Origin of the sequence: Streptomyces sp. NPDC006283, assembly GCF_040613325.1 — a bacterium.
Taxonomy (GTDB): domain Bacteria; phylum Actinomycetota; class Actinomycetes; order Streptomycetales; family Streptomycetaceae; genus Streptomyces.
The window spans coordinates 1-20323 of the sequence record NZ_JBEXRZ010000008.1; the positions used below are offsets into that span (position 1 = coordinate 1).

At 69.9% G+C, this 20323-nt stretch carries 15 protein-coding genes; 6 read left to right on the top strand and 9 right to left on the bottom strand.

Going from position 1 to position 20323, the window contains the following annotated elements; all coding sequences use genetic code 11:
• The 3 genes from ABZ070_RS03305 to ABZ070_RS03315 form a co-directional block, all read right to left on the bottom strand.
• A partial coding sequence (locus tag ABZ070_RS03305; protein ID WP_356629379.1) for an ABC transporter substrate-binding protein occupies nt 1–1588 on the bottom strand: 1588 nt, incomplete at its 3' end.
• Nucleotides 1589–2005: 417 nt separating this feature from the next.
• On the bottom strand, nt 2006–3913 hold the full coding sequence (gene typA, locus ABZ070_RS03310; protein WP_356629381.1) for a translational GTPase TypA: 1908 nt from the start codon (nt 3911–3913) through the stop codon (nt 2006–2008).
• Between the two features lie 602 nt (nt 3914–4515).
• Entirely contained in the window at nt 4516–6918 is a 2403-nt protein-coding gene (locus ABZ070_RS03315; protein ID WP_356629383.1) for an ABC transporter family substrate-binding protein, read from the bottom strand.
• 318 nt (nt 6919–7236) lie between these two features.
• Between ABZ070_RS03315 and ABZ070_RS03320 the strand changes: the two genes are divergently transcribed.
• The 4 genes from ABZ070_RS03320 to ABZ070_RS03335 all read left to right on the top strand — a co-directional run bounded on the left by ABZ070_RS03320 (nt 7237) and on the right by ABZ070_RS03335 (nt 11092).
• Nucleotides 7237–7476: a hypothetical protein gene (locus ABZ070_RS03320; protein WP_356629385.1), complete on the top strand. Its 240-nt coding sequence runs from the start codon at nt 7237–7239 to the stop codon at nt 7474–7476.
• Nucleotides 7477–7564: 88 nt separating this feature from the next.
• Nucleotides 7565–8386, top strand: coding sequence for a hypothetical protein (locus tag ABZ070_RS03325; protein ID WP_356629387.1), 822 nt, complete (start codon nt 7565–7567; stop codon nt 8384–8386).
• Nucleotides 8387–8399: 13 nt separating this feature from the next.
• The gene (locus ABZ070_RS03330) at nt 8400–10325 is read left to right on the top strand and encodes a fumarate reductase/succinate dehydrogenase flavoprotein subunit (protein WP_356629389.1); all 1926 of its coding nucleotides are present in this window, start codon (nt 8400–8402) and stop codon (nt 10323–10325) included.
• On the top strand, nt 10322–11092 hold the full coding sequence (locus tag ABZ070_RS03335) for a succinate dehydrogenase/fumarate reductase iron-sulfur subunit (protein ID WP_356629391.1): 771 nt from the start codon (nt 10322–10324) through the stop codon (nt 11090–11092). Before ABZ070_RS03330 ends, ABZ070_RS03335 begins: the two co-directional genes overlap by 4 nt.
• Before the next feature lie 77 nt (nt 11093–11169).
• On the opposite strand, the gene ABZ070_RS03340 is transcribed toward ABZ070_RS03335, so the two are convergent.
• Nucleotides 11170–12189: a hypothetical protein gene (locus ABZ070_RS03340; RefSeq protein WP_356629393.1), complete on the bottom strand. Its 1020-nt coding sequence runs from the start codon at nt 12187–12189 to the stop codon at nt 11170–11172.
• Between the two features lie 146 nt (nt 12190–12335).
• On the opposite strand from ABZ070_RS03340, the gene ABZ070_RS03345 reads away from it, so the two are divergent.
• Both ABZ070_RS03345 and ABZ070_RS03350 read left to right on the top strand, forming a co-directional pair.
• Nucleotides 12336–14423, top strand: a complete 2088-nt coding sequence (locus tag ABZ070_RS03345) for a TPM domain-containing protein (protein WP_356629395.1) — start codon at nt 12336–12338, stop codon at nt 14421–14423.
• A 41-nt stretch (nt 14424–14464) separates the two neighbouring features.
• A complete protein-coding gene (locus tag ABZ070_RS03350) occupies nt 14465–15175 on the top strand; it encodes a PspA/IM30 family protein (protein ID WP_356629397.1) in 711 nt (236 codons plus the stop codon).
• A 60-nt stretch (nt 15176–15235) separates the two neighbouring features.
• Here ABZ070_RS03350 and ABZ070_RS03355 read toward each other — a convergent pair whose 3' ends face one another.
• The 5 genes from ABZ070_RS03355 to ABZ070_RS03375 all read right to left on the bottom strand — a co-directional run bounded on the left by ABZ070_RS03355 (nt 15236) and on the right by ABZ070_RS03375 (nt 20267).
• Nucleotides 15236–17821, bottom strand: a complete 2586-nt coding sequence (locus tag ABZ070_RS03355) for a SpoIIE family protein phosphatase (protein WP_356629399.1) — start codon at nt 17819–17821, stop codon at nt 15236–15238.
• Between the two features lie 145 nt (nt 17822–17966).
• Nucleotides 17967–18383 (bottom strand): ATP-binding protein, encoded by a 417-nt coding sequence (locus tag ABZ070_RS03360; protein ID WP_356629401.1) that lies wholly within the window; start codon nt 18381–18383, stop codon nt 17967–17969.
• A 124-nt stretch (nt 18384–18507) separates the two neighbouring features.
• Complete coding sequence (locus tag ABZ070_RS03365) at nt 18508–18927, bottom strand: (deoxy)nucleoside triphosphate pyrophosphohydrolase (RefSeq protein ID WP_356629403.1); 420 nt, start codon at nt 18925–18927, stop codon at nt 18508–18510.
• 55 nt (nt 18928–18982) lie between these two features.
• Nucleotides 18983–19162, bottom strand: coding sequence for an SPOR domain-containing protein (locus ABZ070_RS03370; RefSeq protein WP_356629405.1), 180 nt, complete (start codon nt 19160–19162; stop codon nt 18983–18985).
• A gap of 352 nt (nt 19163–19514) precedes the next feature.
• Nucleotides 19515–20267: a GntR family transcriptional regulator gene (locus ABZ070_RS03375; RefSeq protein ID WP_356629407.1), complete on the bottom strand. Its 753-nt coding sequence runs from the start codon at nt 20265–20267 to the stop codon at nt 19515–19517.
• Nucleotides 20268–20323: the final 56 nt, after the last annotated feature.

Here is a 20323-nt window from a genome sequence, read left to right on the forward strand (position 1 = left end):
GGTCACCGTGGAAGTCGACCGCGACGTTGTCGACGCCCTTACCGTGGCCACCGTTGATGCGGTAGTACCACAGCGGGATGGCCGGCATCTCCTCGAGAAGCTTCTTCTCGACCTCCTGGTAGCCCTTCACGGCCTCTTCCAGGGAGCTCGCCTTGTCGGCCTTCGCCATCATCTCGTCGATCTCCTTGTTGGAGAAGCGACCGTTGTTGGACTCGGCGTTGGTGTGGTACAGCTCCTTGATGAAGTTGACGTTGACCGGGTAGTCGGCGACCCAGCCACCGCGGTACATCGACTTCACCTGGTCGTTGTCACGGGCCTCGAGGTCCGTCGGGAAGTCCGGCTTGGCGTCGCCGACGCAGTCGACACCGGTCGCCTTGCGGATGGACTCGCAGACCGCGGTCACCCACTCCTTGTGGCCACCGTCGCTGTTGTACTGGATGAAGAGCTTGTTCTCCGGGACGCCGCCGCCCTCGGTGATGAGCTTCTTCGCCTTCGCCGGGTCGTACGTGAAGACGTCCGTGCCCAGGTCCTGGTTGCCCTTGACCTGCGGCGGCGTGAAGCTCGTCGCGGGGGTACGGGTGTTGTTCAGGACGGTCTTGGTGATCGTGTTGCGGTCGATCGCCATGGACAGACCCTGGAGGACCTTGGGGTCGATGTCCTTGAACGTCTTGCTGTAGAACGCCGGGACCAGCGACTGGATGGCCGCGTAGGGCTGCTCGATGGCGCCGTCGCCCAGGTCCTGCTTGTACTTCGGCAGGTCCGTCGGGCCGACCTGGCGGATGATGTCCAGATTGCCGGAGACGACGTCCTGGTACGCGGCCTCGAGGGTCGCGTAGTTCTTGAACTGGATGCCCTTGTTCGCAGCCTTGTTCGGGCCCTGGTAGTCAGGGTTGGCGGCGACCTGGATGAGCTTCTTGTGGGTCCACTTCTCGAACTTGTACGGGCCGTTGCCGATCGGCTTCTGGCCGAACGCCTTCGGGTTGTCGTAGAAGACCTTCGGCAGCGGCGCGAACGTCGCGTAGCCGAGCTTGTAGTTGAAGTACGGAACCTTGTCCTTCAGCGTGATGGTGAAGGTGGTGTCGTCGACAACCTTGAGGCCCGACATCTTGTCGGCCTTCGGGTCACCCTTCTCGGGGTGGACGTCGTCGTAACCGGCGATGTCGCCGAACCAGAAGCTGTTCTGCTGGTTGTTCTTGATGTTGGCGTACCAGTTCCACGCGTCGACGTACGACTGCGCGGTGACGGCCTCGCCGTTGTGGAACTTCCAGCCCGCCTTGAGCTTGACGGTCCAGGTCTTGGAGTCCGTCGTCTCCACCGACTCGGCGTTGGTGTAGACGATTTCGCCCTTGCTGTCGAAGTCCAGCAGCTGGGTGAAGAGCGACTGGATCACGTACGAGCCGTTGGTCTCGTTCGTGTCGGCAGGGATAAGCGGCTTCTGCGGCTCGCCGACGTCGATCGAGACGTAGCCGGCCGGCTTGCCCGCCGGGTTCTTCTTGCCCTCGTCGCCGCTGCCACCACCACAGGCAGTGGCCGCCAGGGCGACAACGATCGCACCCGCGACCCACTTGGCGCTCTTGGCACCACGCATGGGTTCCTCCTCATGAGTCCACTTGTCACTACAAGAAGGGCACGGTTTCTACGCGCGCTGACACCCCTGACAGCGCTCGTCAAGTGCCCCGAGTGTGCTCGTGAGTCGGCGCTCCCCACAGCGCATGACCCATTGACCCGAGCTCAATGGAGCCAACTATTAAGTAGGACAGGCTTGTAAACCACACCTAAAGGGTCTCGTTTTGACAACATCAGAGAGGGTCTCCAGTTCGAAATCCGGACAAAGCGATCCCAGACAGACACCCGCGAAACGGACCGTTAACACATGTTCCGGAGTGCGGTGGCCGATATCCGGACACTCGGGCACAGAAAACGAGTTGACGAACGGCCCGGCCCTCCGCAGAGACTGCGGAGGGCCGGGCCGTGTGTACAGCGCTTTTGACGAGGCTTTGAACCGTCAGCCGTGCTTGGCGCGCGAGGCGGCGCGGCCGCGCTCCTTCTGGTCCAGGACGACCTTGCGGATACGCACCGCCTCCGGGGTCACCTCGACGCACTCGTCGTCGCGGCAGAACTCCAGCGACTGCTCCAGCGAGAGCTTGCGCGGCGGCACGATCGCCTCGAACGAATCGGCCGAGGACGACCGCATGTTGGTGAGCTTCTTCTCCTTGGTGATGTTCACGTCCATGTCGTCGGAGCGCGAGTTCTCGCCGACGATCATGCCCTCGTACACCTCGGTGCCGGGGTCGGTGAACAGCACGCCACGCTCCTGAAGGTTCGTCATCGCGAAGGCGGTGACGGCACCGGAGCGGTCGGCGACCAGCGAGCCGTTGTTACGGGTCTGCAGCGGGCCGAACCAGGGCTCGTGGCCCTCGTGGATGGAGTGCGCGATACCCGTACCGCGGGTGTTGGTCAGGAACTCCGTGCGGAAGCCGATCAGACCGCGGGAGGGAACGACGAACTCCATGCGGACCCAGCCGGAGCCGTGGTTCGACATGTTGTCCATGCGGCCCTTGCGGACACCCATGAGCTGGGTGACGGCACCCATGTGCTCCTCGGGCACGTCGATCGTCATGCGCTCGACCGGCTCGTGGAGCTTGCCGTCGACCTCCTTGGTGACGACCTGCGGCTTGCCGATGGTCAGCTCGAAGCCCTCGCGGCGCATCTGCTCGACCAGGATGGCCAGCGCCAGCTCACCGCGGCCCTGCACCTCCCAGGCGTCGGGGCGCTCGGTGTCGATCACGCGCAGCGAGACGTTACCGATCAGCTCGCGGTCCAGGCGGTCCTTCACCTGACGGGCCGTCACCTTGCGGTCCTTGACGGCGGCCTTCGCGTCGGCGCCCTTACCGGTGCCGCCACGACCGACCAGCGGCGAGGTGTTGGTGCCGACGGTCATCGAGATCGCGGGCTCGTCGACCGTGATCAGCGGCAGCGCGATCGGGTTCTCCGGGTCGGCGAGCGTCTCGCCGATCATGATGTCCGGGATACCGGCGACGGCGCAGATGTCGCCGGGGCCGGCCACCTCCGCCGGCTTGCGGGTGAGCGCCTCCGTCATCATCAGCTCGGAGATGCGGACGTTCGAGATCGTGCCGTCCCGCTTGATCCAGGCCACCGTCTGGCCCTTGCGCAGCTCGCCCTGCTCGACACGGAGCAGCGCGATGCGGCCGAGGAAGTTGTCGGCGTCGAGGTTGGTGACGTGCGCCTGCAGCGGGGCGGCGTCGTCGTACTCCGGGGCCGGGACGTGCTCGAGCAGCGTGGTGAAGAACGGCTCCAGGCTGGTGCTGTCGGAGGGGACGGTGCCGTCCTCCGGCTTGGTCAGCGAGGCGACGCCGTCACGGGCGCAGGCGTAGACGATCGGGAACTCGATCTGCTCCTCGGTCGCGTCCAGGTCCAGGAACAGGTCGTACGTCTCGTCGACGACCTCGGCGATCCGGGAGTCGGGGCGGTCCGTCTTGTTGATGCACAGGATGACCGGCATCTTCGCCGCGAGCGCCTTGCGCAGGACGAAACGGGTCTGCGGGAGCGGACCCTCCGAGGCGTCGACGAGAAGGACGACCGCGTCCACCATCGACAGACCGCGCTCCACCTCGCCACCGAAGTCGGCGTGGCCGGGGGTGTCGATGATGTTGATCGTGATCGGGGCCCCGCCGTCCTTGGGGTGGTACTTCACGGCGGTGTTCTTGGCCAGGATCGTGATGCCCTTCTCACGCTCCAGGTCGTTCGAGTCCATCATGCGGTCGTCGAGGTGCTCGGCCGCGTGCGCGGCGAAGGCGCCGGCCTGCTTCAGCATGGCGTCGACCAAGGTGGTCTTGCCGTGGTCGACGTGGGCGACGATGGCAACGTTACGGATGTCGTGGCGCGTGGGCATGCTGGCTGGCGCTTCTCTCGATCGTGGGATGCGGCGTCGTTCGTTCCTTGTACGCCCGCCGGGCGGACACGCCACGGCTTGTCCCATGGTACGGGGCCGCCGAGACAAGGACCTCCCGGAACTGTCGGGTCCGGGACGAACGAGGCGGGGATCACGCCGTGAGCGGCTGCGGGGACGGGCCTCGGCGCGGGGTCCGGTGGCGTGCGGGACCGGGCGCCGGCCCGGTTTCGGACCGGTTCGCGGCCGGGGTTCGGCCGGGTTCCTGGCCGGCTTCACGGCCGGGGCTCGGGCCGGCTTCACGGCCGGGTTCCTGGCCGGCTTCACGGCCGGGGGTCGGGCCGGGTTCGCGGCCGGGGGACGGGCCGGGTCGGCGGCCGGGGGACGGGCCGGATGTGTGCGGGCGGGCTCCAGGGGCGGTGCCCAGCGGTGCGGGCCATGCGGGACGACGGGCGGCAGAGGGGGCTGCCGGATACGACGGGTGAGCGGGCATGCGAGGGGCGAGCCTGGGTCGAGGTCGGCACGAGCTTGCCCGCCGGCATCGCCGGCGGGCAAGGAAATTGAGCCAGTTCTGAGGTTGTGACCTGCGGTTTCTTCGGATACGGCTACTTCTTCGGGGCGGCCCCTGCCTTCTTGAAACCAATGTCCTGGTATCGCGGGTCGCCGTACCCGAAGGCGCCCGCGTTGACCACCTGCTTGCGGACAGCGACCAGCTCGGGACGCTGGAACAGCGGGATCGACCCGGCCGCGGCCCAGATCCGGGCGTCGGCCCGGCGCATCAGGTCGCGGGCGGCCTCGGAGTCGAGCTCGCCGACGGCCTGGGCGAAGAGCTGGTCGATGTAGTCGCTGCCGACCCGGGTGTAGTTCTGCTCCACGAGCAGCGAGCCGTCCGAGGCGGGCTTCGGCTTCGCGTAGATCGGCCGCGCGTCCGTCGCCGGGTAGGCGCTGGAGGGCCAGGAGTACAGGGCCAGGTCGTAGTCGCCGGAGGCGACGTGGTCCTTGAAGAAGCTCGCGTCCTCGACCTTGATCATCTCGGTCTGGACGCCGATCCGGTCCAGCATCTGCGCGATCTTGTCGCCGACGGTGCGCAGCACCTCGGAGCCGGGGCCGGCCGGGAGGACGAAGCGGAGGGTGAGCGCCTTCCCGTCCTTGCCGAGAGGGCCACCCGCGGCGGCTTCCTCGGGAGCCGCGGTTCCGAGCGGGGCGTAGGCGCCGGCCATGCCGCCCCTGCCCGGGGCGGCCTTGTCGGCCGTACCGTCGTCGAGCGAAGCGGCCTGGCGCGCGAGGGCCTGCCGCTGGAGAGCGGCGCCGGGTCCGGGGGCGAGGATGTGCGTGCCACGGTCGCCCGGCTTGCTGTCGCCGACGACGGAGAGGCCGTCGTCCGCAGCGGCGTCGTTGTTCTTCGCCGCGCTCTTGTCGGACGCCTTGGCTGACGCCTTCTCGGATGCCTTGTCGGATGCCTTGTCGGACGTCGCGCCCGATGTCTTGGCCGACGGCTCGGCGGAGGCCTGCCCCTCGTCCTTCTTGTCCTCCTTCTTCTCCTTCTTCTCGTCCTTGGTCCCGTCGCCCTTGGCCTTGTCGGACGTGCCGGCCTCGCCGCCCGCCTTGGCCGGGTCCGGGTCCGGCTTGTCGCGCAGTCCGCCGGGCGTCCAGCCGGCGTCGGCGAGGAGCGCCTGCGCCTCCTGCGTGTTCTGCTCCCCGAGTGCGTTGCTGTTGTCGGTGTACGCCGGCTGACCGGCCAGCGCCAGGTGGCTGCCGGGCGGCTCCGCGGGCAGGCCGAGCGGTGTCAGTACGGTCTCTGCGAGCGCCTTGCGGTTCAGGGCTCGGGCCACCGCGCGGCGCACCCGGTCGTCGGCGAGCGGACCGGACTCGCCGTTGAGCGCGAGCTGGGTGTACGCGGGCTCCAGCGACTTGCGGATCTCGTACTTGGCCAGCGCCGACTGCTCGGCCGCGTACTTCTTTTCGGCTGCGGCCGCCCGCTTGCGGGCCTCCTGCGCGACCTCGGCCAGCTCATCGTCCGAGCCGTGGGCGATCGCCCACGACTTGAGGGCGGCGGAGGGAGTGGTGTCCGTGCCGGGGCCGTAGGCGAGTGGGCGGCCGCCCCGTCCCGCGTCCTTCACGGCGTAGGAGATACGTTCCGCCGCCGAGGCGCTGACGTCCGCCAGATCCACCCGCCCCGCGGCGAGCGCTTCGACGCGATCCTCGTGCGGCACCGCGGTCAGTACCAGGCTGTCGAGCTTGGGGCGGCTCCCCCACCAGCGGGGGTTGGGGACCAGGGTGGTGGTTTCCTCCTTGAGGTCGATCTTCGAGATGCGGAAGGGACCGGCCGTCGCCTTGAGCTTGGTGCGGGCGCCGTCGTTGAAGGACGCCGGGGTCGCCGTCACCTGCTTGGGGTAGAGCGGTGTGAACAGGGACTGCCAGTCCGCGTAGGGCTTGGTGAAGGTGACCTTGACCTCGAGGTCGTTCGCACCCCGCTCGACCTTCTCGATCCGGTCGTACCCGGCGTTGCGGGCCGTCCAGTACGCAGAATCCTTTCCGCTCAGCGCTCGCCACTGAGTGAGGAAGTCGGCGGCACCGATCTCCCGGCCGTCGCTCCAGACGGCCTGCTGGTTGAGCTTGTAGAGCACGACCTGCTTGGGCTCGCGCTCGACGATCTCGGCCGATTCGAGATAGTCCGGATTCCGCTGCGGCGTGCCGCTCTCGCCGAGCGTGAACAGTGCGGGCAGCACGGCACCGGCGATCCGGTTGGTGGTGGCGTCCGCGTCGGCCTGGAAGGCGTTGAGCGTGGCGGGCATCGTGTCGACCGCCCAGCGCAGGGTGCCTCCGTCGGCGACGACGTCGCGGTCCGTCGACGCGATGTCCTGGGCGGGGGGCTTGCCGCGGCTCTCCTCCTCGCCCGAGCTGCATCCGGCGAGGACGGGCAGTACGAGCACTCCGCTCGCAAGCAGCGCCACGGGGCGGAGCCTTCGGGAGCATGTCCGCCCGCGGGGGGCTTCGACCTGGGACATGGCTTGTACCTCTTCGTCCTGTTTTGTCGAATTTAGCGATGATCACACCGATTCCCCTCACTGAAGTGGACGGGGCGCGGTCCGGGGCGGAGGCACGGCGTGATGCCCGCAAAGCCCACCCGTGCGGGCGAACCGAGATCGCCCCACACCGTGACGGACAGGGCGAAAATGGGGGGAGTGAGACAACGACCATGAGGGGCGCGCGACAGCGCATGCACCGGGAATCCCTGCACGTCCCTTCACAAGGGGGGACGTGACGCGCGACACTCGCAGGCGCATGAGCGATGCCACCGCACCCTGCGGAAGTGAGGGCAAGTCATGTCACAGCAAGAAGACCTGGCGGCGATCCAGAGCCGTCTCGACGAGCTGGTCCGGCGCGTCGGGCACCTGGAACAGACCGTCGACCAGCTCCGCGGCCCCGGGCCGGCCCCTGCCGGCGTGCAGCCGCCCCCGGTCCGCCCCGAGCTGGTCACCATCCCGGACGCCCCCTACGACAACGCCCTGTGGACGGACTCGGACGACGAGGGACTGGGCGTCCGCGACCGGCACGCACCCTGACGGGGGCACGTACGGCAGGAGCCGGCCGTAAGGAATCGGCCGGCTCAGCGGAGCCCACCCCCCGATCCCACTCCACCCGGAGTCTTCGTTGGCCACAGGTACCGAACCACCACAAGTCAATACGGGCGTGCACGGGGCCTCACGCGCCGCCATCGGCCCCCGCCATCTGCGGACGGACCGCTGGTGGCTCGCCCCGGCCCTGACCGCCGCCGGGCTGCTCGCCTTCATCGTCTACTCGACGTGGCGCGCGTTCTCGAACGCCCACTACTACGCGGCGCCGTACGTCTCACCGTTCTACTCGCCCTGTCTGGCCGAGAACTGCGTACCGATGCGGTCCGGCCCCAACTGGGAGATCTTCGGCAGCTGGTGGGGCCTGTCCCCCGCGCTGCTGATCCTGATCTTCCCCCTCGGCTTCCGGCTGACCTGCTACTACTACCGCAAGGCCTACTACCGGGGTTTCTGGGCCTCGCCCCCGGCCTGCGCGGTCGCCGAGCCGCACAAGAAGTACACCGGCGAGACCCGCTTCCCGCTGATCATGCAGAACATCCACCGGTACTTCTTCTACGCGGCCCTGCCGGTCGCCGGGATCCTCACCTACGACACCGTGCTCGCCTTCCGCGACGAGCACTACGAGTGGGGCCACATGGGCCTCGGCACGATCGTCTTCCTGATCAACATCGTGCTGATCTGGGCGTACACCTTCTCCTGCCACTCCTGCCGGCACATCGTCGGCGGCAGACTGCGGCACTTCTCCAAGCACCCCGTGCGCTACCGGCTGTGGGGCTGGGTCGGCAAGCTGAATGCCCGCCACATGCTGCTCGCATGGACGTCGCTGTTCAGCGTCGCGTTCGCCGACTTCTACGTCTATCTCGTCGCGTCCGGCGCCTTCGACGATCCGAGGCTGTTCTAGATGGAAGGTCCTGATGACTGAGCTCGAACGGCAGCAGTGGGACGTCGTCGTGGTGGGCGCGGGCGGCGCGGGCCTGCGCGCCGCCATCGAGGCGCGCGAGCGCGGCGCGCGTACGGCGGTGATCTGCAAGTCCCTGTTCGGCAAGGCGCACACGGTCATGGCGGAGGGCGGCATCGCCGCCTCCATGGGCAATGTGAACCAGGGCGACAACTGGCAGGTGCACTTCCGCGACACGATGCGCGGCGGGAAGTTCCTCAACCAGTGGCGGATGGCGGAGCTGCACGCCCGTGAGGCGCCGGACCGGGTGTGGGAACTGGAGACCTGGGGCGCGCTCTTCGACCGCACCGCGGACGGCCGGATCTCCCAGCGCAACTTCGGCGGCCACGAGTATCCCCGCCTCGCACACGTCGGCGACCGCACCGGCCTCGAACTGATCCGCACCCTCCAACAGAAGATCGTCGCACTGCAGCAGGACGACAAACGCGAACTCGGCGACTACGAAGCCGGTTTGAAGGTCTTCCAGGAGTGCACGGTCACCAGGGTGCTCAAGATGGACGGCAGCGTCTGTGGCGTCTTCTGCTACGAGCGGGAGTCCGGGCGCTTCTTCGTCCTCGAGGCTCCGTCCGTCGTCCTGGCGACCGGCGGGATCGGCAAGTCCTTCAAGGTGACCTCCAACTCCTGGGAGTACACCGGCGACGGGCACGCGCTGGCGCTGCTCGCCGGCGCGCCGCTGCTGAACATGGAGTTCGTGCAGTTCCATCCGACCGGGATGGTCTGGCCGCCCTCCGTGAAGGGCATCCTCGTCACCGAGTCGGTGCGCGGCGACGGCGGAGTGCTGCGCAACTCCGAGGGCAAGCGGTTCATGTTCGACTACGTCCCCGACGTGTTCAAGGAGAAGTACGCGCAGTCGGAGGACGAGGGCGACCGCTGGTACGACGACCCGGACAACAACCGCCGGCCCCCCGAGCTGCTGCCCCGTGACGAGGTCGCGCGGGCCATCAACGCCGAGGTCAAGGCGGGCCGCGGCTCCCCGCACGGCGGAGTGTTCCTCGACGTCTCCACGCGGATGCCGGCCGACGTCATCAGGCGCCGGCTGCCGTCGATGTACCACCAGTTCAAGGAGCTGGCCGACGTGGACATCACGGCGGAGGCCATGGAGGTCGGCCCCACCTGCCATTACGTGATGGGCGGCATCGCCGTCGAGTCGGACACCGCCGCCGCGCTCGGTGTCCCCGGGCTGTTCGCGGCCGGGGAGGTCGCGGGGGGCATGCACGGCTCCAACCGCCTCGGCGGGAACTCCCTGTCCGACCTGCTCGTCTTCGGCCGCCGGGCCGGACTCCACGCGGCCGAGTACGCCCAGCGGCTCCCCGCACGCCGGGCCGTCGACGAGGCGCAGATCGACGCGGCCGCGGCGGAGGCGCTGCGCCCGTTCAGCGCGGAGGGCCCGACCGACGGGGCGGCGCCGGAGAACCCGTACACGCTCCACCAGGAACTGCAGCAGACGATGAACGACCTGGTCGGCATCATCCGGCGCGCCGGCGAGATGGAGCAGGCGCTGGAGAAGCTGGCCGAGCTGCGCGCGCGAGCGGGCCGTGCCGGGGTCGAGGGCCATCGGCAGTTCAACCCCGGCTGGCACCTGTCGCTGGACCTGCGGAACATGCTGCTCGTCAGCGAGTGCATCGCACGGGCAGCGCTCGAGCGCACGGAGAGCCGCGGCGGCCACACCCGTGAGGACTGCCCCGGCATGGAACGCGAATGGCGCCGGGTCAACCTGGTGTGCCGGCTCAAGGAGCCGGGCGGCCCCGCGACCGCCGATCCGGCGGACGGCCAGATCGAACTCGAGCGGACGACGACCGAACCCATCCGTCCCGACCTGCTCGGCCTCTTCGAGAAGGAAGAGCTGGTCAAGTACCTCGCGGAAGAGGAGCTGACCGAGTGAGTGCGTACCAAGCCCACTTCAGGGTCTGGCGGGGCGACCAGGGCGGAGGCGGCCTCGAGGACTTCACCGTCGAGGTGAACGACGGAGAGGTCGTCCTCGACATCATCCACCGCCTGCAGGCCACGCAGGCGTCCGATCTCGCGGTCCGCTGGAACTGCAAGGCCGGCAAATGCGGTTCGTGCAGCGCGGAGATCAACGGTCGGCCGCGCCTGCTGTGCATGACGCGGATGTCGGTCTTCTCGCGGGACGAGACGATCACGGTCACCCCGCTCCGCGCGTTCCCCGTGGTCCGGGACCTGGTCACCGACGTCTCCTTCAACTACGCGAAGGCCAGGGAGATCCCGTCGTTCGTGCCGCCCTCGGGCGTCGCGGCCGGTGACTACCGGATGCAGCAGGTCGACGTGGAGCGGTCGCAGGAGTTCCGCAAGTGCATCGAGTGCTTCCTGTGCCAGGACACCTGCCATGTGGTGCGGGACCACGAGGAGAACAAGACGGCGTTCGCCGGACCGCGCTTCCTGATGCGGGTGGCCGAACTGGACATGCACCCCCTGGACTCGGCCTCCGAGACGGGCCTCGACCGCCGATCGACCGCTCAGGACGAGCACGGTCTCGGCTACTGCAACATCACCAAGTGCTGCACGGAGGTGTGCCCCGAAGGCATCAAGATCACGGACAACGCGCTGATCCCGTTGAAGGAGCGGGCCGCCGACCGCAAGTACGACCCTCTGGTGTGGCTCGGCGACAAGATCAGGCGGCGGAGGGAGTGACGTCTGCAGGGAGCGCGCCTTCCCGACAAGGCGGTCGACTGTGTGCACGACGGTGATCCGGGACAGGGCCCAGAGCTTCAGCACCACCCCTCTCGGTACGCTTCCCAGTCCTTGTCGAGCGCCGCGAAGTCCACATACAGCGCGACCCCGAACCGCTCGCGCTCGCGGTCGGTGCGTCCGAGGCCGAGACGGGTGCCGCGGACAGCCGCCGCGACCGTTTCCGCGTTCTCGTGGTGACCCCAGTCGTCCTCGTGGAAGAACGGCAGACCCATCAGCAGATCGGTGCTCTCCGGTGTGACCTCGAGCGCCAGGGTGGTCTGCTGCGCGACATAGCCGCCATAGAGGCTCTCCAGCGGCATCCAGGTGTCGTAGGACATGACGGCGATCTGGTCGACCCGCCGCGCCACCTCGCCGAAGAACTGCTGCGACCACCACTTCTGGCGGCCGGTGATCGTGCCGTTCACGCTGTGCGCGGCCGGCAGGGGGTCGATCTGGTGCGCCGCGATCGACAGCTGCGCCGTGCGGCTCCGGGTCAGCTCGCGCAGATCGTCGAGCAGCGACAGATAGTCGCGGTCGCCGGAGAGCAGCGGTTCGAGGTCGAAGTGGACACCCTCGAAACCGGCGTCGAGGATCTGCCGGGCGGAGGCCACCACCGACGCCCGTGACTTCTCGTCGTCCAGGTGGAGCCCGTTCGGCCCCTCGGTGGCGAGCACGTCGCCCAGCCAGGCCTGGATGCGGATGCCCGGCATCTCGCGGTGCACCGCGTCGATCAGCCACCGTGCACGGGGGTAGCGGTCGGCGGGCAGCGTTCCGTCGTGCTCGAGCGGCCCTGCGTGCACATACAGGTCCTTGATCCCGGTGCCCCGGATCTGCTCGGCGAAGGCGACGACGTCGGCGTCCTTCTTGCGGCCGTCGACCCAGGCGTGCCCGAGCCATATCGCGTCCTTGCCGCGCGTGCGGGTGCCCTCCTCGAGGTCGCCCGCGTAGTTGAGGCGCAGGGCCACCGCCCCGGCGAGCGGCGGGACCAGCAGGACCAGCGCCAGCGCGAGGGCGACCCTCTTGGGCCACTTCAGCTTTCGGCTCCGCCCGCTCCGCATGACCGCACGCCAAAGGGCCCGCGGCCGCGTGCCTGATGCTGCTCCGTTGTTGATCCCCATGGGACGCAAGACCGCGCCGGGGCGCCTGCGGTTCCGACGGCGTCCGGTCGCGACGGGACAGAGCGCGACTTAGCCTCCGAAATGTGATGCGAACAGCCACCCGGGCCCTCCTCGTCGCGATCGCGGCGGCATGGTGGCTGATCGTGCCCGCCGCCGCGGGAGCCGGCGCCGACGACCCGGTGGATCTCTCCCGCCAGGGCCAGATCACCGACCGCGCCGGGGCTCTGGAGGATCGCCAGGCACCGGTGACCCGGGCCCTGGACCGGCTCTACCAGGAGCAGCGGCTGCAGCTCTTCGTCGTGTACGTGACCGACTTCTCCGGCCGCTCCGCCCAGCAATGGGCGGCGGCGACCGCGGACAGGAACGGGCTCGGGGAGAACGACGCCCTGCTCGCGGTGGCGACCCGCGACCGGCAGTACGCCTACTGGGTCGACGATGCCTCACGCCTGACCGACGCACAGCTCGCGGAGGTCGCCGCTGTGGCGGTGGAGCCCGCGCTGCGGGAGAACGACTGGGCGGGTGCGGCCATCGGGGCGGCGGACGGTTACGGCGCTGTACTGGCCGGCGAGCCCGTACCCACGATGAACATCACCCCCGGGGAGACCGACCCCGGCGCGGGCGTCGGTGCCGGGACGGGCGCGGGCGACCTCGTACTGCCGATCGCGGTGCTCGGCGGCGCCGGCGCGCTCGCCGTCTACGCGTACACCCGGCGCAAGCGGCGCACGGCGACCCGCACCACACCGAGGGGCGGTCAGGAGGGCTGGGGGGCGCCGGAGCGGACGCCGCTCCCCGAGCTCGACGCGAAGGCGCGACAGACCCTGGTGGACACGGACGACGCGGTGCGCACCAGCCAGGAGGAACTCGGCTTCGCGGCGGCGCAGTTCGGTGACGAGGCGGCGAAACCGTTCACCGAGGCGGTGGCGCAGGCCAGGAGCGAGCTGACCGCCGCGTTCCGGCTGCGTCAGCAACTGGACGACGCGTACCCCGAGGACGACGCCACCCGCCGCAGGATGCTGGACGAGATCGTCGCCCGCTGCTCCGAGGCCAATCGCCGGCTCGACGCCGAGTCGGAGGATTTCGACCGGCTGCGTGACCTGGAGCGCAACGCGCCGCAGGCACTGGCCGCGGCCCAGGCCGCCTTCGGCGACGTGAACGGCCGGGTCGTCAGTGCGGAGGCGACCCTCGGCGTGATGCGCGAGCGGTACGCCCCCTCGGCCGCGGCGCCCGTCGCGACCGATGTGGAGCAGGCCAAGGACCGGCTCGAGTTCGCGGCGGCCGGCCTCGACCGGGCCCGGGAGGCGGTCGCGTCGCAGGACAACGGCGCGGCGGCCCTTCAGGTACGGGCCGCGGAGGGGGCCGTCGCCCAGGCGGTCCGGCTCGTCGAGGCCGTCGACCGGCGGGCGCAGGAGCTGGCGGAGGCGGCGGGGAAGCTGCCGGGCGCGCTGACCGAGACGGAGACGGATTTGGCAGAGGCGCGTGGACTGCTCAAGGGCACGGAGGAAGGCACGTCGACCGCCACGCTCCAGGGCCGGATCGCGCGGGCGCAGACCGTGGTCGCGGAGGTGCGCGGCACGATGGAGGCGGGGCCGTACGACCCCATCGACGCCCTGCGCCGGGTGGAGCAGGCCGATGCCGGCCTGGACGAGGCACTGGGCGGGGCACGGGAGAACGAGCAGGGTGCGCGGCGTGCCCGGGCTCTGCTGGAGCGGGCGATGCTCGCCTCCCGCTCCAGCACCGGAGCCGCCGCCGACTTCATCACCACCCACCGCGGCGCCGTCGGCAGTGAGGCCCGGACCCGGCTGGCGGAGGCACAGCGGCGGCTGGAGCGTGCGGAGGCGCTGGCCGCGGGCGGCGGGGCCGGATCCGATCCGCAGGCCGCGCTGGCCGAGGCGCAGCGCGCGGACTGGCTGGCGCAGCAGGCGCAGAGTCTGGCGGAGAACGATGTGCGCGGATTCGGCAACCCGTTCGGGCCGGGCAGTGCAACAGGAGTGGGAGGCGCGGGGGGGCGCGGTCTCGGGGGCGCGGTGCTCGGCGGGATCATCCTCGGCGGAATGTTCGGCGGCGGGGGAAGAGGCGGGGGCCATGGCGGTGGTTTCGGTGGCGGTTTCGGCGGCGGGCCCGGGAGCTTCGGCGGCGGGGGCACCCGTGGCCGGATGGGCGGCGGCCGTTTCTGACGCGCGTCCTGTTTCCCGATCGGCGTTCAAGGAGCGATGGCATGACCAAGCAGACCGTTCTCGGCCGGGTCGCCCAGCTGGCGAAGGCGAACATCAATGCCCTGCTGGACCAGGCCGAGGATCCGCAGATGATGCTCGACCAGCTGATCCGCGACTACACGAACAACATCGCCGAGGCGGAGCAGGCGGTGGCGAGCACCATCGGCAATCTGCGCCTCATGGAGCAGGATCACCAGGAGGACGTGGAGGCGGCCCAGGAGTGGGGCGCCAAGGCGCTGGCGGCCAGCAGGAAGGCGGACGAGCTGCGCGGTTCGGGGCGGACGGCGGACGCCGACAGGTTCGACAATCTGGCGAAGGTGGCGCTGGGCAGGCAGCTGCGGTCCGAGCAGGAGGCGAAGACCGCGGAACCGACGATCGCCTCCCAGACGGTCGTCGTCGACAAGCTCAAGTCGGGCCTTGAGCAGATGAAGGCAAAGCTCGGCGAGCTGCAGGCGAAGCGGGACGAGCTGGTGGCGCGCGCGAAGTCCGCCGAGGCGCAGAACCGGATGATGGACGCGGTGAAAAGCATCGACGTCCTCGACCCGACCAGCGAACTGCACCGCTTCGAGGACAAGGTGCGTCGCGAGGAGGCACGGGCGATGGGCAGGCAGGAGCTCGCGGCGTCGTCGCTGGACGCACAGTTCGAGCAGCTGGACGACGCGAGCGACGACGCGGAGGTCGAGGCGAGGCTGGCGGCGCTCAAGGCGGCCTAGCGACGCCCCGCCGCGCGCGGGGGCTTTCTCTCCTTCCCGCGGGGACAGCGCCCGCCGGCGTCAGAACATGCTCAGCAGCTGCTCCACCGTCGGCTCCGCCGACCCCTCCCCGTCCGGCAGCGCCAGCTCGAACCAGACCGTCTTGCCGCGCGGCGTCCTCCGTGAGCCCCATGCCGCGCTCAGCAGCCCGACCAGTTGCAGGCCCCGGCCGCCCTCGTCCGTGTCGCGGGCGCGGCGGCGCCTGGGCTGGACGAGGCCCGCGTCCCACACCTCGCAGACGAGGGTCCGGTCACGCAGCAGCCGCAGCCGGATCTCGCCCTCGCCGTAGCGCAGCGCGTTGGTGACGAGTTCGCTGACCAGCAGTTCGACGGTGTCGATGAGGGCCTCGAGGTCCCAGCTCATCAGCTGTGCACGGGCCAGCTCGCGGGCCCGGCCCACGGAGCGGAGCTCGCGCGGCAGCCGCCAGTCGCCGACGGCCTCTGCGGGCAGGCCCTGTATGCGGGCCATCAGCAGCGCGATGTCGTCCTCGCCGTGCCTGGTCTCGAGCGTGCCGAGCACGTGGTCGCAGACGTCCTCGAGGGGGCGCACAGGATCGGTGAGCGCGGTGCGGAAGGCGCGCAGCCCCTCGTCGAGCGGATGCTCGCGGGACTCGACCAGCCCGTCGGTGTAGAGCGCGAGGAGCGCGCCCTCGGCGAGTTCGACCTCCACTTCCTCGAAGGGCTCGCCGCCCACTCCGAGCGGCATCCCGGGGGGCACGTCCAGCAGCAGTGCCTCCTCGCCGGGTTCGACGAGGACGGGTGGCAGATGACCGGCGTTGGCGAAGGTGCAGCGCCGGGTGACGGGGTCGTAGACGGCGTACACACAGGTGGCGAGATAGACCTCGGAGAGGTCGGCCTCACGGGACTTGTGGGCGACGCGCGAAGGGACCTGGGCGCCCCCACCTCCGGAGCGGCCGCTCTTGGCGGGGCTGCCGAGGCCGCGGGCGATCTCGTCGAGCGCGGATAGCACTTCCGCCGGTTCGAGGTCCAGCAGCGCCAAGGTCCGCACGGCGGTGCGCAGTTCACCCATGGCGACGGCGGCCCGCAGCCCGCGGCCCATCACATCGCCGACGACCAACGCGGTGCGGTGTCCGGGCAGTTCTATGACGTCGAACCAGTCGCCGCCCACCTCGGTGGCGGTGGTGCCCGGCAGGTAGCGGCAGGCGATGTCGAGCCCGGCGGCCTCCGGGTCGCCGGGCGGCAGCAGGCTGCGCTGCAGGATGAGCGCCCGCTCGTGCTCCCTGCGGTACAGGCGGGCGTTGTCGATGCAGACGGCGGCGCGGGCGGCGAGCTCGACCGCGAGCGCCCTGTCCCGCTCCCCGAAGGGCTCGCTGCCCTTGGTCCTGGAGAACTGCACCAGTCCGACGACCGTGTCGTGCGCGACCATCGGCACGGCCAGGGTCGACTGGACGAGGCTGCCGTCCTCGCCGGGGATCGAGCGGACACGCGCGGTGCGCAGGGCTCCGGCGCAGGGCGAGTTGAACGGGTAGCGGTGGACCTCGCCGACAGCGGTCGGGGCGGCCCCTTCGGGTGCGCAGCCGGGGGTGGTCATCAGCGGACCGTCGGAGACGGCGCTGGCGAAGGCGACCCGACGCAGTTCGGCGCTGCCTCCGCCGAAGCCTTCCGCGCGGGCGGATCCCCACTGCCCCGGCGGGGCCTCGTCGCCGGTGAGCAGCCCCTGGTAGAGGTCGACGGAGGCGAGGTCGCAGAAGCCCGGGACGGCGACGTCGAGGAGTTCGCGGGCGGTGGTCTCCAGATCGAGGGAGTTGCCGATGCGCGCGCTCGCCTCGTTGAGGAGTGCGAGGTTGCGGCGGGCGTTCGCGGCTTCGCGGGCGGCGATATGACGGCGTGTGACATCGGTGCCCAGACCGGCGACGCCGACGGGCCGGCCGGAACCGCCGTGCACACGGTAGAGGTTGATCGACCAGTGCCTGCGGTCCGTGCTGCCCGGGGGCGCGCCGACGATCTGCAGGTCGGTGACGGACTCGCCGGTCTCCAGCACCCTGCGCAGGGCGGCGTTCATCCGCTCGGCCTCCGGGCGGGAGAGGTAGTCGTGGACGGTGCGCCCTCTGTGGTCGTCCGCGGCACCTCCGAAGACGGTGGCGAAACGCTGGTTGGCGCGCTGCACGGTGAGATCGGTACCGAAGAGCAGGAACCCGAAGGGGGATTGACCGAAAATCGCCTGCGAAGCGGCCAGATCGGTCTCGATCCTTCGCAGTGCGCGCACGTCGACGACGATGCAGAGCGCGGCCTGTTCACCCTGGGGCGTCCGGCTGGGCATCACGTAGACCTCGGCGACGCCGTGCGCCCGGCTCCCGCCCGGCATCCGGAACGGGACGAGTCCCGTCCACTCCTTGCCGTCGAGGATCTCCGCCACCTTGCGGTGGCCCCTCGGTCGGAGCTCCGCCGGCATGAAGGCCTCGACCGGGTCCTTGCCCCTGACCTCGGCGGCAGTGATGCCGAACAGCTCCACGGCTCGGTGGCTCCACTGGTCGACCAGGCCGTCACGGCCGATCGAGAAGGACGCCACCTTGATGTAGTCATAGATCGAGCCAGGCGGGCTGCTCTGCCACACGACATCGCTCGCCGTCTCAGGTATTTCGCTCACGCGACCGTCCCCTCCAGCTCACCGCACCGGACCGGCCATGACCGCAGTATTCAGCACTACGGCCCCCACCGGCACGGCGTTCACGATCACAGAGAGGTCTCGTTCATTTTGAGCCGCCGCCCGTGATCGTCGTCCCTCCCCACTTCTAACCAGAGAGAGCCAGCTCGAACCACACGGTCTTGCCCGTCCTTCCCCGCCGCGTGCCCCAGCGCCGAGCGGAACAGGCCACCAGCTGCAGTCCGCGTCCGCTCTCGTCCTCGAAGCGGGCGGACCGTTCGACAGGCGGATCCGGAAGCGGATCGGAAACCTCGACCAGCAGAACAGGGGTGGCGCCGGTGCCGTCCTGACGGAACAGGCGGACGCCGATCGGACCGGGGGTGTACCGCTGGGAATTGGTCACGAGCTCACTGACCAGGAGCACCGTCACATCACCGACCGACGGGTCCACTCCCCACTCTCTCAAGGTGTCGCGGACGGCATGGCGGGCTGTGCGCACCACATCGGGCTCGGCCGGAAAGCTCCACTCGGCGCATTCGCCTTTGGTGCCGATCACGCCGATCACTTCCCCAGACCACCAGCGGACCCGTGTCCCGTTTAGGGCGGTTAGTGGGCACATACCCTACTTTGCGGCTGGGTTACCGCACTCGGACCTCAATGGATGCACCGTGGCACGAACAGCGCACATCTCACCGGCGCACGCCCTCCTGCGAGGTTCCACTTCGGCGGCGCGCCCACTCGGCCACCGCCGGCCGGTCCTGCTCGAGCCAGTCGACGTCGTCCAGCTCGCCGGGCGCCAGCCAGCGCAGCTCGTCGTGGTCCTGGAGCGGCCTGGGCTCACCGGACACCAGCCGGACCGTCCACACCCGCAGTACGTAACCGGGCTTCAGCGGCCACTCGCCGGGGATGCGCTCCACCGGCTCCGTCTCGATGCCCAGCTCCTCGCGCAGCTCGCGCACCAGCGCCTGCTCGGGGCTCTCCCCCGGCTCCAGCTTGCCGCCCGGGAGTTCCCAGCGTCCGGCGAGGTCCTCGGGCGCACTGCGCCGCGCGGCGAGGAGCCGCCCCTTGTCGTACACGGCTCCGGCCACGACCACCACGCGATCAGTCATGCGGCGGAGCGTACTGCGCGGCGGAGCGCCCGGGAAAAGCCCTTGGGCCGATCCCTCAGCGGGCCGTCCGGCCGATCCGTTCGACCCAGTAGAGCTGCTTGTGACCGCGGCCGTCGAGGGTGTCCGCGATCTTCTGCGCCTCGTCCTTCGTGGCGTACCTGCCGACGCGGTAGCAGTTGCCGTTGTCGTCCTGCCGTATGACGAGCCATGGAAGCATCGTGCCGCTGTCGGTCATCGAGCCCCTCCCTCGTCCGGCTTGGCTGTCCGTAACGATCGCCAGGAAACCGCGGTATGCATATGCCGAAGCCTACGCCTGGCATTTACGGAGCGGATACGGGTTTTTACAAAGAGATAGAAGAGCGGCGCACATCCGGCCGGATACACCCCATTCCTGCCCGAGATGCGCCGGGCGCGCGCTCGGCACGCGGCCAGGCGCGTCCGGCACGTCGGCATACCTGCGAGCAAGACGATCCGAGGGGGTCGGATCGAGGCGGGTCAGGCGATGAGCCCGCCGGGAAGGCGATCGAGGCGCCGCTCGGGAAGTTCGGAGGCGAGCGGCGGCCCGGGACGGGCCGTCCGCCTGCGGGTCACTTCACGGGCAGGTGGTACGCGACGCGGTAGCGGTCCGCCGGCACGACGACGTCCGCGGTCTCGACGGCCCGGCCCGAGGCGTAGTACGTCCGCTCGACGACCATCACCACATGGCCCGGGACGCCGCCGAGCGCCAGCAGTTCCTCGGCGAGGCCGGGCCGGGCGCCGACCTCCTCCACCACGTTGTCCACGACGACGTCGATGGCGGCCATCCGCTCGACGACGCCACAGCCGCCGAGCGGGCCCTCCTCGGGGAGCATGACCGGTGTGCGGCCGGTGACTTCGAGGGGCTCCCAGGACGTGGAGAGCATCATCGCCTCGCCCGCGTCACGGAACACGTAACGGGTGCGCATGACCCGGTCGCCGGGCTTGATGCCGAGGCGCGCCGCCACCTCGGGAGCGGCCGCCTCCTGCTCACTGCTGGACTCCCAGCTCCCCCGGACCCCTTCCTCCGCCTGCTCCTGACGGAACGGGCTGGCCCCGGACGACGGCCGGAAGCCGGAGCGGGCGACCCTGCGCGGCACCGGCCTCTCCCGCACATACGTCCCCGACCCGGAGCGGCCCTCCACCAGCCCCTCCGCCATCAGCACCTTGCGGGCCTCGAGGGCGACCGTGTCCGAGACGCCGTACTCCTCGCGGATGCGGGCCTGGGAGGGGAGACGGGTGTGCGGCGGCAGCGAGCCGTTCACGATCTTCTCGCGGAGATCGCTCGCAACGCGCAGATAGGCGGGCTGCTCACCGAATGTCACTGGCCACTCCCCAACAGGTCGACAGACTGCGACAGCGTCGCAACCGACGGTTGCCG